This is a genomic window from Bartonella sp. B10834G3, assembly GCF_016102505.1.
Lineage (GTDB): Bacteria > Pseudomonadota > Alphaproteobacteria > Rhizobiales > Rhizobiaceae > Bartonella > Bartonella choladocola.
In genome coordinates this window covers 435,390-453,132 of the sequence record NZ_JACFOM010000001.1, presented here as the reverse complement: position 1 = coordinate 453,132, position 17,743 = coordinate 435,390, and the positions used below count along the sequence as shown (strand labels likewise).

Annotated in this window: 13 protein-coding genes, 2 tRNA genes and 1 pseudogene; 6 read left to right on the top strand and 10 right to left on the bottom strand. The window is 43.3% G+C overall.

All coding sequences use genetic code 11. From position 1 onward, the window contains the following. Positions 1 to 53: 53 nt before the first annotated feature. Positions 54 to 1,507, top strand: a pseudogene (locus H3S94_RS01995) (NAD-dependent succinate-semialdehyde dehydrogenase). Positions 1,508 to 1,827: 320 nt separating this feature from the next. On the opposite strand, the gene H3S94_RS01990 reads toward H3S94_RS01995, so the two are convergent. The 5 genes from H3S94_RS01990 to dusB all read right to left on the bottom strand — a co-directional run bounded on the left by H3S94_RS01990 (position 1,828) and on the right by dusB (position 6,131). After that, a complete protein-coding gene (locus tag H3S94_RS01990) occupies positions 1,828 to 2,007 on the bottom strand; it encodes a DNA methyltransferase (RefSeq protein ID WP_198240124.1) in 180 nt (59 codons plus the stop codon). A 387-nt stretch (positions 2,008 to 2,394) separates the two neighbouring features. Then, positions 2,395 to 2,484: transfer RNA gene (locus tag H3S94_RS01985), tRNA-Ser, on the bottom strand. A 73-nt stretch (positions 2,485 to 2,557) separates the two neighbouring features. After that, positions 2,558 to 4,015 carry a nitrogen regulation protein NR(I) gene (ntrC, locus tag H3S94_RS01980; RefSeq protein WP_198230614.1) on the bottom strand — a complete coding sequence of 486 codons (1,458 nt, stop codon included), beginning with the start codon at positions 4,013 to 4,015 and terminating at the stop codon, positions 2,558 to 2,560. Continuing rightward, positions 4,012 to 5,142 carry a nitrogen regulation protein NR(II) gene (locus H3S94_RS01975; RefSeq protein WP_077990826.1) on the bottom strand — a complete coding sequence of 377 codons (1,131 nt, stop codon included), beginning with the start codon at positions 5,140 to 5,142 and terminating at the stop codon, positions 4,012 to 4,014. Before H3S94_RS01975 ends, ntrC begins: the two co-directional genes overlap by 4 nt. A gap of 2 nt (positions 5,143 to 5,144) precedes the next feature. Continuing rightward, positions 5,145 to 6,131: a tRNA dihydrouridine synthase DusB gene (gene dusB, locus H3S94_RS01970; RefSeq protein ID WP_198240123.1), complete on the bottom strand. Its 987-nt coding sequence runs from the start codon at positions 6,129 to 6,131 to the stop codon at positions 5,145 to 5,147. Between the two features lie 267 nt (positions 6,132 to 6,398). On the opposite strand from dusB, the gene gstA reads away from it, so the two are divergent. Then, on the top strand, positions 6,399 to 7,001 hold the full coding sequence (gene gstA, locus H3S94_RS01965) for a glutathione transferase GstA (protein ID WP_198240122.1): 603 nt from the start codon (positions 6,399 to 6,401) through the stop codon (positions 6,999 to 7,001). A gap of 422 nt (positions 7,002 to 7,423) precedes the next feature. Beyond that, positions 7,424 to 7,513, top strand: a tRNA-Ser gene (locus tag H3S94_RS01960). Between the two features lie 763 nt (positions 7,514 to 8,276). On the opposite strand, the gene H3S94_RS01955 is transcribed toward H3S94_RS01960, so the two are convergent. The 3 genes from H3S94_RS01955 to H3S94_RS01945 all read right to left on the bottom strand — a co-directional run bounded on the left by H3S94_RS01955 (position 8,277) and on the right by H3S94_RS01945 (position 12,164). Further along, positions 8,277 to 9,926, bottom strand: a complete 1,650-nt coding sequence (locus H3S94_RS01955) for a DUF6119 family protein (protein WP_198240121.1) — start codon at positions 9,924 to 9,926, stop codon at positions 8,277 to 8,279. Between the two features lie 79 nt (positions 9,927 to 10,005). After that, the gene (locus tag H3S94_RS01950; RefSeq protein ID WP_369805702.1) at positions 10,006 to 10,473 is read right to left on the bottom strand and encodes a hypothetical protein; all 468 of its coding nucleotides are present in this window, start codon (positions 10,471 to 10,473) and stop codon (positions 10,006 to 10,008) included. 452 nt (positions 10,474 to 10,925) lie between these two features. Next, entirely contained in the window at positions 10,926 to 12,164 is a 1,239-nt protein-coding gene (locus H3S94_RS01945; protein WP_198240119.1) for an MFS transporter, read from the bottom strand. 112 nt (positions 12,165 to 12,276) lie between these two features. Here H3S94_RS01945 and H3S94_RS01940 point away from each other — a divergent pair, with 112 nt between their 5' ends. The 3 genes from H3S94_RS01940 (at position 12,277) to attM (ending at position 15,057) form a co-directional block, all read left to right on the top strand. Continuing rightward, positions 12,277 to 13,140, top strand: coding sequence for a LysR family transcriptional regulator (locus H3S94_RS01940; RefSeq protein ID WP_198230623.1), 864 nt, complete (start codon positions 12,277 to 12,279; stop codon positions 13,138 to 13,140). Between the two features lie 297 nt (positions 13,141 to 13,437). Further along, the gene (locus H3S94_RS01935; protein ID WP_198240118.1) at positions 13,438 to 13,719 is read left to right on the top strand and encodes a hypothetical protein; all 282 of its coding nucleotides are present in this window, start codon (positions 13,438 to 13,440) and stop codon (positions 13,717 to 13,719) included. Positions 13,720 to 14,265: 546 nt separating this feature from the next. Beyond that, the gene (gene attM, locus H3S94_RS01930; protein ID WP_077990840.1) at positions 14,266 to 15,057 is read left to right on the top strand and encodes an N-acyl homoserine lactonase AttM; all 792 of its coding nucleotides are present in this window, start codon (positions 14,266 to 14,268) and stop codon (positions 15,055 to 15,057) included. Positions 15,058 to 15,829: 772 nt separating this feature from the next. Here attM and H3S94_RS01925 read toward each other — a convergent pair. Together H3S94_RS01925 and H3S94_RS01920 are read right to left on the bottom strand one after the other, a co-directional pair. Then, positions 15,830 to 16,534: an SDR family oxidoreductase gene (locus H3S94_RS01925; RefSeq protein ID WP_198230625.1), complete on the bottom strand. Its 705-nt coding sequence runs from the start codon at positions 16,532 to 16,534 to the stop codon at positions 15,830 to 15,832. Further along, positions 16,494 to 17,681, bottom strand: coding sequence for a cyclase family protein (locus H3S94_RS01920; RefSeq protein WP_198230626.1), 1,188 nt, complete (start codon positions 17,679 to 17,681; stop codon positions 16,494 to 16,496). Before H3S94_RS01920 ends, H3S94_RS01925 begins: the two co-directional genes overlap by 41 nt. Positions 17,682 to 17,743 lie beyond the last annotated feature (62 nt).

Here is a 17,743-nt window from a genome sequence, read left to right as displayed (position 1 = left end):
ATAATACTATTAAATTCAAAACTATTTTGAAAAATAATACGAACAGAGGACAAGTGTTAAAAGATGAATTATTGTTAAAACAGGCTGCCTATATCGGCGGAAAATGGATTGATGAAAATTCTGATAACGGGGTAGAAGTGACCAACCCCGCGACAGGCGAAATTATTGGTTATGTACCGAATTGTAGTGCTCAAATGGTCGAGACCGCAATCGAAGTTGCGCAAAAGGCACAAAAGGGTTGGGCGGAAAGAACAGCAAAAGAACGTTCGCTTATTTTACGCCGATGGTTCCGGCTGATAATTGAAAACCGCGAGGATATTGGTCAAATCTTGACACTTGAACAAGGCAAACCATTGGCAGAAGCCATTGGTGAAATTGATTATGGTGCAAGTTTTATTGATTGGTTTGCTGAAAAAGCGCGCCGCGTTAATGGCGAAACCATTCCAGGACATCAGCGTGACAAGCGTATTCTTGTGATGAAACAACCCATAGGTGTTGTCGCAGCTATTGCGCCTTGGAATTTTCCTAATGCCATGATTACCCGTAAAGCTGGTCCTGCTTTTGCTTCTGGTTGTGCTTCGGTTCTGAAACCGGCAATGTAAACGCCTTTTTCTGCTATCGCATTGGCAATTCTTGGTGAGCGGGCTGAAATTACCCGCAGGTCTGTTTAGTGTCATCACCGGCTCTGCAACAGAGATTGGTAGAGTGATGACACAAAGCCCGATTGTTCGTGAAATTAACATTCACAGGCTCCTCTGAAGTCGGCATGAAACTTTATGCGCAAAGTGCACCAACCATTAAAAAACTCGGTTTGGAACCCGGTAGTAATGCACCATTTATCGTTTTTGATGACGCAGATATTGATGCCGCGGTGACAGGGGCCATTATTGCAAAATTCCGCAATAATGGGCAAACTTGCGTATGTGCTAACCGCATCAATGTTCAGGACGGCGTTTATGATACTTTTGCATCGAAACTTAAAGCTGCTGTTGAAAGCTTGAAAGTTGGTAATGGTATGGATGATGGTGTTGTCCTCGAACCATTGATTGATGAAGCAGCTTTGGAAAAGGTTGAAGAGCATGTTGCAGATGCTGTGTCAAAAGGTGGACATGTTCTTTCAGGTGGCAAACGACATGCTCTGGGCGGTACCTTTTTTGAGCCAACGATCGTTACGGATGTGACAAAGGAAACGATTGTTGCGCGTGAAGAAACTTTTGATCCTATTGCACCATTGTTTCGTTTTAGCGATGAAACAGATATTATCAAACAAGCGAATGATACCGAATTTGGTCTCGCTTCCTATTTTTATGCCAAGGATATGGCACGTGTTTTCCGTGTCGCTGAAGCACTTGAATATGGCATGGTTGGCGTTAATACAGGGCTTATTTCAACGGCTGAAGCAGCATTTGGCGATATAAAACAGTCAGGTCTTGGGCGTGAAGGTTCACATTTCGGTATTGATGATTTTGTCGAGCTTAAATATATCTGCTTGGGAGAAATAAAATAAATGTCATCATTGTTAATGAGTTAGAAAATCTTTTCTACCCATTAACAGAATTTGATTGCATAAATGGAAACCAGACTATTTTTCTATCTCGCACTTCTATTGAAGTTGCGTGTTCCATTTTGTATTCCTCGGATGGGTTCTTGAATATTCGGGCTTGACGAGCTTTGATGTTTTTTTGATGGATGTATTCGTGCTCTTGATTAAGTCTGAACGTTTAATCGGGTTGGAACGCTCTATCAAAATGGTTTGATCTTTTCACAGGCTCCATAACATTCAAGAATAATATCGCAATCATGAGGATTATATTCGGCAAAATAAGCTCATCCTCCTGCCTTTTCAGCAGCAATCAAGATTGAACCAGAACCACCAAACAGATCGACAACAATATCATAGCGGTTTGATTGAGCCTTGTTCGCATCAGCTATTATCCCGACGGTTTTGGCTATCGGATGAAGGTCGAGTTCTTTATGATTGGCATTTCGATAAAAGCAGCTCTTCATGTATGAGACAAAGTCATATCAAGCAATAAAGGCCGCCATAGCTCGTGCGAGATTCAAACAGACCGTCTGAATTATCAGGCGCGTAAAATGTCTGTCGTCACAAAATTAAATCACGAAATCTACACAGCAATAGAAAAATCAATGTTGGAAACCGAACCGGTTTACGCAATCGTGAAAAATAAATTTGCTGTTCATTTCCTGTATTTTTGTATTGCCCATAAAAATACCAATCCACACCGCAAAAATTGTAGACGAAGACAGAACGCAGAAAAATGCCAAACAATAACAGGAAATAAATCTCTTGAGAAAAAGACAGAATCTAACGCTTTGAAATCGTGCTTTATTTATATGGAATAAAAGGAACATCATACGATCATGATGTCTTAATGGCGGAGGGGGTGGGATTCGAACCCACGGTACAGTCGCCTGCACGCCGGTTTTCAAGACCGGTGCCTTAAACCGCTCGGCCACCCCTCCAAAAAGGATGCGCAAGTCTTTACAAGGTTCTGGCTAAAGGTCAATCACTTATTTGAATTTTTTTGAGCCAAATTTAATTTGCCTTCGTGCCTTTATAAATGTTCACTTTGAGATCGCGCACTTTTTTGCGCAAAGTATTGCGATTAAGCCCCAACAGTTCTGCTGCCTTGATCTGGTTTCCCTTTGTCGCCGTAAGACAGGCAAGAATAAGTGGATACTCGACTTCTTCCAATACGCGGTGGTAAAGTCCGGCAGGGGGGAGCTCATTACCGAAAGAAGCAAAATATTTTTGCATATTCATCTCGACTGCTTCGCCAATCGTTATATTGTCACTCACTGAAACCGGATTGTCTGCCCCGTGAAGACCGGTTTCATTTTTCAACTCGGTCTCGATAACGTCGACCGCAATTTCTTCCTGCGGATAAAGTGCGGCAAGTCTGCGTACAAGATTTTCCAATTCCCTGACATTGCCCGGCCAGGAATAACGGCGCAACAAATCAAGCCCCTCATTGCTGATATGTTTTGAAGGCAACCCGTTGTCGGAGGCCAATTTGAAGAAATGGCGCACAAGGTCGGGAATATCGTCGGCTCTTTCACGCAAAGCGGGAATGCGTAGCGGCACCACATTGAGCCGATAAAACAAATCTTCTCTGAAATGTCCTTGATTGATAAGCTGGTGTAAATCCTTGTTGGTTGCAGCAACGATTCTGACATCTGTTTTGATCGGCGTCCGCCCGCCAACTGTCATATATTCGCCTTGTTGCAAAACGCGTAGCAAACGTGTTTGTGCATCCATCGGCATGTCGCCAATTTCGTCGAGAAACAACGTTCCGCCGTTGGCCTGCTCGAAGCGCCCGCTCGAACGCATATTGGCACCGGTAAAAGCACCTTTCTCATGCCCGAAAAGTTCCGATTCAATGAGATCCTTCGGAATTGCTGCCATATTGATTGCGACAAAGGGGCCTTTTCTGCGTCTGCCATATTCGTGAAGTGCACGGGCAACCAGTTCTTTTCCTGTTCCGGATTCCCCTGTAATCATCACAGTCAGGTCTGTCTGCATCATGCGGGCAAGAATGCGATAAATTTCCTGCATTGCAGCAGAACGGCCAACAAGCGGCATTGCATCGGCGGTTTCATCGGATTTGGGCTTTTCGTTTTCGGAGCGCGGTTCCACCATGGCTCTTCCGACAATATTGATAAGCTCCGAAAGATCGAACGGCTTGGGCAAATAGTCATATGCGCCTGCTTCCGAGGCTTTGATTGCCGTCATAAATGTATTCTGGGCACTCATGACAATGACAGGAATTTCCGGACGAGCCTTTTTAATGCGAGGCAAAAGGTCAAATGCGTTTTCATCCGGCATAACAACATCGGTAATGACGAGATCGCCATCGCCATTGGCAATCCATCTCCACAGCATTGCAGCATTCGGTGCGACGCGTACTTCATAACCGGCACGCGAAAGCGCCTGATTGAGAACAGTGCGGATCGCTGCATCGTCATCTGCAACAAGTATCATCCCTTTTGTCATTCGGTTTCTCCGCTGTGCTTGTGTTCTGTTTCTTCCGGCCGCCACATAGGTAAAAGAACACGAAATATCGTACGCCCCGGTTGTGAATCGCATTCGACCACCCCGCCATGGTCATTTACAAGCTTGGCAACCAGTGCAAGTCCAAGGCCGGATCCGTTCGGTTTGCTGGTAATAAACGGATCAAACAGGTTTTCCTGAATGTCTTTGGGAACACCCGCTCCATTGTCTTCCACACAGAATTCCATCGGCAAAGTGACTTTGTCATGCCGCCCTTGAACAGAAAGTTTGATACCGGGCCGATAGGAGGAGGTAAGCGTAATTGTCGGGTTCTTTACACTTTCCAGAGCTTCTGTCGCATTTTTAACGAGATTGAGGAAAATCTGGATAAGCTGGTCACGATTGGCAAAGACCGGTGGCAGCGAGGGATCATATTTTTCGACAAATTTTATATTCTTTGCAAAACCGTTTTGCGCCAGTCTTTTGACATGATCGAGAACAGTATGAATATTGATCGGAAAACGTTCGATTGGCCGTTCATCGGAAAACACTTCCATACGATCAACCAGAGCAACAATACGATCTGTTTCATCGGTAATCAGACGTGTCAACTGGCGGTCGTCATCGCCAACCACACTTTCAAGCAACTGGGCAGCACCGCGTATTCCCGAAAGCGGATTTTTTATTTCATGGGCAAGCATCGAGGCAAGGCCGGTAACCGAGCGGGCAGCTCCCCGATGGGTCATTTGCCGGTCGAGCTTTTCGGCCATAGATTTTTCCTGAAACAGCACAACAACGCTACCCGGTATCTCCGAGAGCGGCTGGACAAAAATATCGACAAGCTTGTCATAACCCAGTTTTGGTGATGATAAATCGACATGATATTCATTAACCGGTTTGGGTTTTTCCCTCACCTGATTGATAAGCGAGAGCAGGGGGCTGCCGAAGGGCAAGAATGTTTCGAGCTTATTTCGTGCCAATACAGAAGAACTCGCTTTAAAAAATTGTTCGGCATAGGCATTGGCATAGGCGATGCTATTGTCCTTATCGACGAGTATAACCGGATGACGAACAGCATCAAGTACAAGACCCGCCAGATTTTGCTCCGGATTTTTGGTTTTTTGTTGCATTGTCAAGCTGCCCTTTTCGGATGTACCGAATCTCTTGAAAATATCGAATTTATTAATGTAAGAACACGTTCCGGACGGCGTGAAGTCATCAGTTCCTGCCGCTCTTCGCTGCTATAAACTCCTTTGGCATGTTTGTTCAAATACCAGTCGATATGTTTTCGGGCGTGACGGAGACCGGTATTTTCACCATAATAATCAAGCATCGCCTGATAATGGTCGCAAACATAATCACCGAGATTTGCTGAAAAAGGATGGCCTGCAATTTCACCGGAGAGCCACGGCGCACCGTAACTTGCCCGCCCGATCATAACAGCATCGGCACCGGAGCGGCGCAGGCATTCTTCAGCCTCTTCAAGATTGCCAATATCGCCATTTGCTACCATGGGAATTGAAATGACATCACGAACTTTTTTCAAAGCATCCCAGTCGGCTTGACCGTTATAAAACTGCATTCTGGTGCGGCCATGCACTGTAATCATGGCAATACCGGCCGCTTCGGCCATTTGTGCGAGTTCCGGCGCATTGATTGTTGTTTCATCCCAACCAAGCCGCATTTTGAGTGAAACAGGTATTCTGGCTACTTTTAAAACGGCCTCTATCAATGACATGGCAAGTTTCAAGTCGCGCATGAGTGCCGCACCCGAATATCCACCAATGACCTTTTTGGCCGGACATCCCATGTTAATATCTATCATATCGGCATGATTATCCTGAACGATTTCAGCCGCTCTTGCCATCCATTCGGGGTCGCGACCGGCAAGCTGTACCACATGCTGGGGAAGGCCTTTGCCATTCACACGCATTTGGCTTTCAACCGCACCGGAACATAATTCGGCACTCGCCACCATTTCCGAAACCACCATGCCCGCACCGGCGAGCCAACTTCTTTGCCGGAACGGTAGATCGCTTACCCCCGACATAGGGGCAAGAAAAACACGGTTTCTGAATTCCAGATTGCCAACTTTAAGAGGAGAGGTAAGAATGGACAATCACGAGTGCCTTTTTGTTGTGCAATTTTAAAAACGCCTAATCTTTTATCATTTTATTCACAAAAGGCAATGCAATGTCTAGGATTATGCATTCAAAATCGGCTCTATGCGCAAAAAATAAAGAGATCGGGAAGTGGCCTGTTAAAAATAAATTGAAATGCGCATTTGAATTGAACAATGTAAGATAAAGCGAGACTATTGAAAGAAACGAAAAACTGTATCAATTTCGGGCTATAAAACCGCAATATTTTTGAAGGGATAGAGATTATGAAATTGTATTTTGCCCCCGGTGCCTGTTCACTCTCTCCACATATCGTAGCGCTGGAAGCAGGTATACCAATTACGCTTGAAAAGGTTGATTTGGCAAAAAAGGTCACAGCAAGTGGCAAAGATTACCTGACTGTCACACAAAAAGGCTATGTTCCGGCTCTTGAACTTGATGACGGTCGCGTCATTACCGAGGGGCCGGCTATTGTGCAATATCTTGCTGATCTCAAGCCTGAAAAGAATTTGGCTGAAAAGCCGGGTACTTTCGAGCGGGCAAAAGTGCAGGAATGGTTGAATTACATTGCAACCGAGCTTCATAAAGGTTTCGGGCCGCTTTTCCACCCGACCTCGGAAGAAGAGAAAAAAGCTGCGAAAACAAAACTTATCCAGAGGCTTGTCTACGCAGAAAAAAAGCTTGAAAATTCCGAGTTTGTAGCCGGTGACCATTTCACGGTTGCTGATGCCTATCTTTTCACAATTTTGACATGGTGCAAATTTGTCGGGATCGATCTTCTCGATATGCCTGCTTTGTCTTCTTATATGGAAAAAATCAATGGCCGCGACAGCGTAAAAAAAGCTTTTGCGGATGAAAAAGCTGCTTGAGTATATCAGAATCAATATGCGGAAATGACTGCATATTAGAATTCGGGTTGAGCTAGCCGGTTTCATTTTCAAGGGGAAGAAAGCCTGCTTTTGACGAGAGGTCGAAGCAGGCTTTCTGTTTTTCAATGGAGATTTTTTTATAACCATTGTTTTGCAAATTTTGTGAAGTGCTAAAATGCCCGAAGCTTGATGACGGGAGCGATTTGACTTCAAGAAATGGCAATCACCTTGATAATTGAATAAAGTGTCATCGAATTGAATTGATAAGACTTTTACCCTGTCAGCTTATTCAATTGCATCTTCAAATTCTTGCCGGTTCGCGTCATAAAGGTGGAAGCCATCGACGATCAAACGACTTTTTCTTGTATGAAATGAAGTTTCCTCTTGAACTCGGAGTCTTTCCCGTTATATTGCGCCTCGCTGGAGAGGTGGCCGAGTGGTTGAAGGCGCACGCCTGGAACGCGTGTATACGGGCAACCGTATCAAGGGTTCGAATCCCTTTCTCTCCGCCATTGCAATTATAAACAGGTTTAAAAAACAATAAGTTATGTTACCTTAGAGTTTTCTTATCCTCCCATCAAAATTGCAACATATTTCTAAAAGAATATCTAATTTTTGGCTTTCTTTCTGCCATAGGAACGCTATGCATCTGCACGTATGACTTGCGTGTCTACTCAAATACATCAATAATTTTATGCCAATAAGCAGCGATTCAACCGCCGATTAATGCAGCAACAAGCTACAGTAAAAAAACATAAGCCAGTTAATAAAACAGTATAATTCCAATGTTTTCAGAGATAATCAAATCTTCTCACGTATAAGAATTGGCGTCACAGTCTAGCTTAGAGCACCGTATCTATTCTTTTTCTATCAATATTCGTGTAGGTATCATGCCCAGCAGCAAGGTGGGTTAAAAAACAAGTCAGCGGAGATCGAATTTTTCGGTTTCGTTCCTCGACTAAGTGCTCAAATGAATATGGTTTCCATAAATAATATAGCTGTCTCCGGGTGTGTTTGAGAGCCCTCAACGCCGTTCCATTTGGCATTATCTTCAAATGGGAGAAGAATGCGCTTTTTGACATCTGCAGCAAGCAGGATAAACATAATCGGGAAATACGGACAGGCTGGATAATAGAAGTCGACCTTGGTGTATACGCTTTGCCTCAGCGCGAGACAGCGGCGCAAATCCAAACGCCACTTATAGCTGAAGAGGAGACGGTTTGCTATTGATGTTTTTCTACCTTATCGAAGATTATTATGCGACCTCAACTCCTATTACGTCGGCGTTGTCCTCTTCGAATGCGGCGTCTTCTTCACCTTTTTCTTTCCAGCCTCAGTTGGCTTTTTTATCCATGAGAAAGCACTTTTGTAGCCGAGGGCCTTTAACTCACGAACCGCTTGTTTCAGAGTTACCTTGCTGAAAAACGGAAGCTTTGCTTCGGAGCCGGTGCCTATTACAGCATAGACAACTGTGAAATCACCGGTCCGAAACTCTGCATCAGCAGCGCTAATGACCTCATCAAAACCAGTTTGCCCGGTCTCACTTTGGACAACAGCAATTTGTTTGCGAACCTTGTCGCGAACCGGACCATCTAGAACGAGGACACGCCCCGATACAGTTCCTTGGTTGAATAGGTGGCTCAGACGAGACGAGGATGTCTTGTCTTTGACGTGAATTAGATGATGGTCATTATCTAGGAAGTCGCATACTTCAATATTCGAATTTGAGTCGGTAGGCTTTACCAATTTGCGATCAAGGCAGAGTAGCTCTGGCTTGTCATTTTTAAGGCGTGCGTTGTACTTTTCCTCGTTTTCATCAACGAGAGCATCAGGCATATTATATCGGGGCATAGCGTCGAAGAAGTCCTGAACTTGTTTTGCTAAGTTCTTGTCGACCTGATACCAACGCCCTCCGGAAAGAACGTAAGTGTGACCATCTAAGTTCGTCTCGTACGCCAGGCATTCGGAAATCTTCCATTTTTTACCGCAATCTCTGCCTTCGTCGTCTACCTCGTGGACGCTGTGTTTTTCAAAATCTTCTGCAGTAAATTCAGATTTGCCGCGCTCCTTAAGGGCATCAAGGTATCCCTCAAGTTCCAGATCCGGATAGATGTTATTGCTCCGGAAACCCTTGTAGCGAAGCTGGCTGAAGTGCTCAGGATCGTATATCACCGGAAATGCAAGGTACAAACCGTCTGCATTGCCGTCTTTTACTGCGGTATCTACGGCTGCGATGACCTTCGCGTTCAACTTCTTGATGAGGACACTTTCGCGGACATGCTTGATCTGGTCGATCCATGAGAAATACGCTTTGTAATCAGTCTTCTGATACATAATGTAGGCCTCGGAACAGGCCTTCGCGAGATCGGCCCTTGTCATCTTCCGATCCATGGAAAGCGCGTCTGAACCCGCGACACGAGATGCAAATGCTGGATCCTTCGGAGTTCCCGCAAGACCACGTACGATGTCGCGCTCTACATCGATTGCGAACGCAGTCTGGTCTGACCCATGGCTTGTCTGGCTCCGCCGTACCAGGGTGTTCTCGTCGGGAGTCCTGACGTCTGCACTCTTAAGCTGCTTAGGGTCTACAGCGTTCAGGACAACTCGCAAACCGAAGTCTTGCTCAAACTTTACTGGGTCTAGCTTAACGTGCCCTGTCCCGAACGCCACCGCAAACCAGCGATTGCAAGCCTTCAAGAACACAAGACCATATGCAGTTTTGTTGAACACCTTCTTCATTTCTTCTTCGGAAAGCCCAAGGAAGTGTGCCCACTTTGGAGAGTTTCCACCCATTGTCCCAAGAGTGATCTCTGCTCCTTCTAGTTCGTTCCAATTGGCGAGCTTAACGTCGTCTCGCAAACTATCGCAGGGGAGCAAACCATCCTTTAACAGGCGGATGGAAAGCTTTTGTGTATTTCCCGTCATGTCGCCGTTCCTTCCTTCGACACGCCATTCTTTTTGCCAACAATTTTTGTACTAGATTATGGTATTAATATCGAAAATATTATCCAAATTCGTTATTCAACAAAGCTGTAAATATGTCTTTATTTGGAAGATAAATATAAATGCTGTTGATATCAAGAATGCGTCCAAAAAGGAACGAAAAAAACGTTCTGACGCTGTAAATTTTATTTAAAGCAAAATTGAAATCTACCGGCACCGCAAAGTGTAAAATAACGGGATAACTATAGGTGCTCAATTGTTCGTTGCGTGATAACTTTCTGAGAGATAAAGATTGATGAAGTTCCAACTTCATATTGCAAGTCGGGCAATTGATTAAGACAGGTTTTAAAGGACAATAGGTTGAAGTTATGCCTTTCACCTTACCGGAAGGCTCAACTTCAACAACATCTTCAAACTTTGGCCAATTGTGAATTTTATCAATATCTTCAATATCAATTTTCCAATTATCCGAACGCATTTCGTCGAAATTTTTGAAGTCGCTCCCTTGAATGCAAAGCTTATATGAAATCTTGTGTCGGATCGGCCTGAAAAATCGAAATTCGCGTTTTCTTCATGAAGTTTATACAATGAAAACAAGCTGGTGGATGATTTGAAATTCAGTAATTCAATTTCGCTCGGAGCCACCGATTTGGGCCAATCACTTTTGAATAGGTCTTTTTCATTGATAATCAGCAGCCCCGATATGTTAATGAAAATTTTTTCGTCAGTTAGATGAAGTGCGGCAGGAAATTCTTTTCCATCTAATATTACACCACCCATATGTTCTTCATTGACCAATTTAGAAATTCCTTTGTTTGAAAATCGTGATTTACTTCAAACATATGAAATAATCCTAGTATAGTAGGAATATTGACATCAAAAATTAAATAAAAATCGTCGGGTATGTTACACCGCATTAGTCAATGAAGATTTATGAATAGCGCATTTTTTTCGTTAAGAAAATTTCAGTCGAAGCTTTACTCAGAACAGAAAAAACATAGCGACACAAACAAGTGTCATAACCCCCCAGACACCTGTCCATGATGTTGCGTTTAGTATCCACGGTATAATTGTCGGGGTTGCGAACAATATAAAGAAGGTTGCCGTGTTTGCCATTGCCATTGCGGTTGCAACGCTTTTCGGGCCTGCCATTGTTGCCAATTCGGTCATTCCGACGCCCTGCCAAGATAATATGAAGACACCGGCAACGAGTACTGCGGCAACCAAAGCCCACGATAGATGCGTCGAGGGAGCCTCTCCATAGAAGAAGGTAAGCAACGTAAGAACAAAAAACGCGATAGCACTTAATATTGTTACCGCTTTTAAAAAGCCTGCGCGATTGTTTTTCTTATCGGTATAATAGCCACCGGAAATACGTGTGAAACCGGCACTTATCTGGATAAAGAACAGTATCGCGCTGATATATTCGATATTGATATGTGCGAAGTCGTGTAAGAAAAGCATTGTAAAAGTCATCAGTGCAAACTGTGGTGCGCACAAAAGGCCTATTGCGACAACAATACGCCATATAGCGAACTGTTTGAAAACATGGGTAGCGGATTCGGTTTTTTGGGCTGTTCCGTTTGTTTCGGTGCTTTTTCCCTGATCTATATCAACAACCCAAAGATAAGTTAAAAAGGCAAAGAGAATGCAAAACAAGGCCGAGATATAAAGTGACCAGACAAAACCCATTTTATATGAAACGAGAGGGAAAAAGACTGCTCCCAAGGCATAGCCGAGCGGAACAGCAGTCTGTCTGACACCCATCGCAAATCCACGTTCGTCTTTGTCGAACCATTGCATAATAGCTCGTCCACTCGAACCATTCAGGCTGCCGCCTGAAAGGCCGATAATGAGTAGCCCGATGAATAATGTTACAGGTGCATAAACAATTGGAACGGCATTTATTATGATAGCTGTCAGGATGAGGACAAATGCCGTGGTCGTTAAACCGGTTATAAGAATGGGCCGGTCGCCCAGCCGGTCGGTGAGCATTCCCCAAGGAACTTCACCAAAAGCTATGCCTATTCCGACAATTCCCATAAGCATGCCTAATACCGGTGTGGAAATTTGATAATCATCCCGCAAAAGGAGAGCTGCGGCCGGAACACCACCAATCACAAATGTAAAACATGTATTCGCCAACGCACATGTAAACAGTACTTTCCACTTGTGCCCGCTTGAACGAACCCTGTCGTTGATGAAAATTTTGTCACTCATTATTCAGCTCCGCTTTTTCAGTTGAGAAATGCGTAGCACTGGATTAATTATAAATATAACAGGAATATTTTATAAAATAATTCGGTTTTTCCGAATTTTAAAAGGTGCGTATATGCAAAATCTGGATCCCGATCTTTTAACGACCTTCATTACAATTTTGGAAACCGGAAGTTTTCTGAAAGCATCCGAACGCCTCTACCGTTCCCAGTCGGCATTGACAGAGCAAATGCAAAAGCTTGAACTTGTTTGTGGCTGTCAATTACTCGAAAGAGGAAAAAAAGGAACACGACCGACAATTGATGGCGAAAAGTTGCAAAAACATGCGCTTGCTATTTTGAAACTTAACCGTTTGGCGCTTGCCGACATGCATAATGTCGCAGCAACCGAAAACATCTCGATTTCTATTACAGATTACCTCATGCCTGAAAAAGTGGCAGAGGCTTTGGAGATGTTGACAGCAGATCGTCCGAAAATACAATTGAGCCTTACATTCAAAAGCGGCTCAAATACGCTTATTCACGAAAACAATCTTGACGGTTTCGATATAATAATCCTGACACATCTTATCGGTACGCCGTTACCCTCCTATTCCAATAGGGTTGTTATAAAACGCGAGCGGTTATATTGGGCGGGTGCAGCAAAGAAGAGGTTTTCAACCGGTAGGGTCTTGCCGCTGATTGGTATGAAAAAGGGCTGTGTCATACAAAAGGCAGCCCTTCAACTTCTCTCGGATAGTTCGGTACCTTTTGGATTGACGCATACAGCCTCGAATGTTGCAAGTTTACAATTGGCGGTCAAAGCCGGTTTGGGCATTGGGTGTCTTAACGAAAATTCGATGGATGACAGTCTAAAAGATTATACACATTTCTATAATCTCCCGACTTTGCCGGATATTGAATATCTGCTTTTATATAAGCCGGAAAAATCGGATATTGCCGAGGTTTTACGCCGCTCGCTTGATGCGACTTTAAATTAGAAAATGGAACGCGTTATCAAGGTTTTGAATGAAAACGCCGTCACTTTCCATGAAACCCTGAGCCTTTTTAATAAGATGGCAATGATGCAAAATCGCATAATGAAGTGCGAGGGGTACAACATATATTTTTTATCATAAATGGCCAATTTTCGTGGCATTTGCTTAAGGAAAAAGCAGATTATATTGTCGAATAAAACAGTGGTTCAGAAATTCGTAAAAAGGAAAGGATGTTCCATGTTATCAACATCCTTTCCTTTATTGTAATCTAATTAATGAACTCAATTCAGGGGGTCGGCTTTGTTCAAATTGAGGGGTTTTGTTTCTGTCGCTCAAAAATATGAAACGACGAGGCCAAAAAAAGTAACAACCGCAGCAGCAGTTGGCGATGGTTCGCGGCTTATACGCAGTTCTATGCTTGGCTTTTTCCTTGCCGATTTTGCATGTGGAATAGATAGCGAGGAATTACGATATTTATTGAAGATGTGCCATCCCGAATGGTGTCCGCCTGAACCGATCAAAACAATTGCCGCAAATATCCGCATGTCATTGGAAGAATTCAATGCGAAAGACGAAATATGATGTCAGCTTTTCAAGCTCGCTCGACATCATTAAAAATATTCATCAGTGGAATGACGCACTTTGTTTTCTGCTGATGAATAAAGGATAAATTCAATGATATTCGCTTATGTTCAACCAAAATTAGGCTGAATGGCGTTGAACCTGTCCGGTTATGATGGCCGGATATATAAAAGTTCGGGATAATTTTTCCCGCATTGCCAATTTATAGCTCCGCCAGTTGCAATTGCTTGGATGCATATGCATGATATTTGCAATGCGATTGGACTTGTCTTCGCCGATGCATTTCATCGTTTGGTAGTGAAATCACGCTTTAGCCGCTACTATTTCTAACAATTTAAGAAAATTTGTGTGTCTCCAATGTGCGATGATTGATTCATAACTATTTGAAAGAAATAGTAAAATATGATGCATAAGGGTCAGAAATGATATTTCAAATATAATTTTTCGATAAAAATTAGCTAGTAACAGATTTGAATTGCAATAATTCTGATGAAATGTAATTTATTACAAATTCGTTTTTTTAAAAATATTTTACGGGAGGATAATATGAGCGAAATAAGATTGTATATGCTGCAATCGGGGAGTCTGAAGTGCAAACTGCATAATATAAAAATGAACGAAGGCGCGAATACGGATTATGAAATTCCGGTTCCTTTTTATCTTATAACCCACCCGAAGGGTAATATTGTCATTGATGGTGGAAATGCCATTGAAGTGGCAACAGATCCGAAGGGCTATTGGGAAGAAATTTGTAATGTATACTGGCCGGTACTTGATCCTCACGACGGGTGTGTCGATCAATTGAAACGTTTGGGTATTGCTCCCGAATCCGTTCGTTACGTTGTTCAGTCGCATCTTCATCTGGATCATACCGGAGCAATCGGGCGTTTTCCGCAAGCAACCCATATTGTTCAGCGCCGTGAATATGAATATGCCCATACGCCGGATTGGTTTGCCCGTGGTGGTTATATAAATAAAGACTTTGATCGTCCCAATTTGAAATGGCAATTTCTCAACGCAGAAGCCGATGATTATTATGATATTTATGGCGATGGCACGTTGATAAGTGTTTTCACACCCGGTCATTCGCCTGGACACCAGTCTTTTCTGGTTAATTTGCCAAATACCGGATCCGTTATATTAGCTGTGGATGCAGCCTATACAACCGACCATTGGAATGAAAAGTCATTGCCCGGCTTTTTAGCTTCTGCAGTAGACAGTGTGCGATCGGTACAAAAATTACGTATGCTGGCTGATAAAACGGATGCAATGGTTGTAACCGGTCACGATCCTGACGGTTGGAAAACATTCAAAAAAGCACCCGAATATTACGATTAGGAGAATTGTGCTGTAATAGCCAAGGGATAGATGTCGCAAAAATTGCAAATCGAATTTGGTAAAGCGCATTGCGGAAGTTGATAAGCAATGCGCTTTTATATTTTCAATTGTTACGTTTTATGAAACCCGACGTGGAAATTTCAGATTCTCAAATCAACTAAGGAATGATGAAAAGGTTTTTAATTTCATTGTGATATTGATTGGCCAAAAACTGTCGACCTTGGAAATATCAAGTTTGCCACGTTCATTCATGTAAAAGGGAGATTCGCGGTATTTCACTTTACCGGATAAAATAATATGCGCCGATTATATCGCACCGGTTCATATCGATAATCGTTTGCTCATCGGGAAATTTCTGCATTGTGTTTTGTCCGGTTTAAAAACGGAGAGGGGATATAGCTATGCTTGTATCAGGAAGACCGTTCACCGACAAAGGTTTTGGGAAAACGGAGTTGGCAATTTTGTATATTATGAATAGCATGATTAACATAAAAATATATTTTAACAATTTAAAATAAAAATTATATAAAAATATTATATATTATGATTTATAATGTCATAATTAATTTATTAGTAAAAACAATATAAATACATTATTATAATATTTTACTATGTGCTGTTTTTTAAGGCCTATTTTTCACGTCCTCTTGCAGCTATAAATCCGAAAACAGGATGTCAAAACCACTGTTCTGTCCATGGCGATAGATTTTATTTGGAAAACAAATCTATCGCGACCGTGGCGTTGACATTTTCGTTGTTTTTTATCCACCTTTCAGAGGGGCGATACGCCAACCGTCATACCGCCACAGACATAAAGCGTTTGTCCTGTTACAAAACCGCTCTTATCGGAAAGCATGAAAGAAACAGCTTGAGCGACATCCTCAGGCAAACCGATACGTTTGACGGGAATCGAGTTGATAATCGCTTTTGTGCGCGGTGAATCGTCAGGATTTGCCTTCTGGAACAATTCCGTTTTGATGGGGCCGGGGCCGATAGCATTGGACGTAATACCGAATTTGCCCAGTTCCAAGGCCCAAACTCTTGTCATTCCAATAAGTCCCGCTTTTGTTGCGGCATAGGCCGTGCGCAACTCTTTTCCCAATGCGGCGCGAGATGAAATGTTGACAATCCGGCCGAAGCCCGCTTCTTTCATGGAGGGAACTAACGCTTGCATACATTGCATGGCACAACGCAAATTAAGCGACAGGACGAGATTCAAATCGTCCAATGTTTGGGTTTCTGCACTCGCCGGACGGACGATGCCGACATTGTTGACGAGACGTGTGATGGGACCTTGTGCCAGTGCAGTCTTTAAAGCTTTTTCTGTCTCATCAGGATTGGAAAGGTCGGCAATAATGCCGTCGCCGGTTCTGTCAATAATTACCGGTTCATACCCGTCCTGTATCGAGCGTCGCGCGATGGCAGCACCAATCCCGTTAGCACCGCCGGTTATGAGAACACGTTGTTTCGTTGTCATTTGTTTTTCCTGAGGCTTTAATAATCAAATAGCTTGAAGAAGAAGACATTGCTTGGGTTAAAAAGAGGTCGAACCCTGTTACTGAAAACTCTCCTCGGACAGTGGCGTCAGGTGTGAGGAGGGATGCGATTGCACAGGGTAGATCAAGGAGTGGTGCTGTCAAAAGAAAGCGATGCTTTTTATGGTTGCGTAACCGGTAGGCAAGTGGTGCTAAATTCCATAATTTTCCAATGAGGAGACCGATTTTGAAGAGCCAATAAACATGTAATAGCAAAAGTGCAGAGCTATGCTTTCCTTTTCGTGGCACAAACGCTTCTACAGCATCGTTATTTGCCGCAAGTGCCGCAATTTTTGTTTCGCTTAACCATTCCAGAAGCTTTTCATCGCTTCCATCAAGAACAGATGAACTGTTCTCAAGCTTGTCTTTGTCCGGATTGCGCTTCATTTTTAATACAAGATCGGCAAAGCCGGTATGGAGGCACAAGATGTCGCCCTTTGTCACTTCGATCCCGTCTTTATCCAATATTTCCATAATATCGGAATAGGTAACGAGCTTACGGTCATCTTTGAAATATGCACGTAAATCAAGCCGGGCAGCACGTCCCTGAACGGCCTTGCGTGACATTTTTTCAATGCCCAATGCATGTGCCGATGAAGTACTTGCATTGTCGAAACCGGTCGGAATACCGCTATCCTTTATTTGTTCGGGACCGATAATATTTTTTCCGGCCGCAAATCCGCTATAGTAAAACGGTCGTCTGATACCCTCATCTTGCGTATTGAATAGCGAACCGGTATGCGCCAACCCTTCCCCATGGCTAGTATATTGCAGAAAAAATATAACCATATTGTCACTTGGAATGTCGGACTTTACCGGAACAAGCTTATCCATCTCGCAATGATAATTGACGCGGTTTTGACGTAACGATGGCCGCAAAACAGGTGGCTGACGATCAGGATCAAGTTTTTCACCTTCCGGATAGCCGAAGGGGGGATTTTGTGAAAAACTTGAACCCTTTTTAACTTCGGCTATACCTTCTTTCACTTTTTGCGGCAAAAGATAATTAATATAGTCCGGTTGATCGTCAGGACCAAAATCACCCCGATTGGAACCGTCGGGGCGTTTTTTCCACCTCGATATTGGCATATTTATTTCTTTTTTATTTCTCCCGATAACTATAAAACGTTTTGGGTCGAAAGAGACCAACC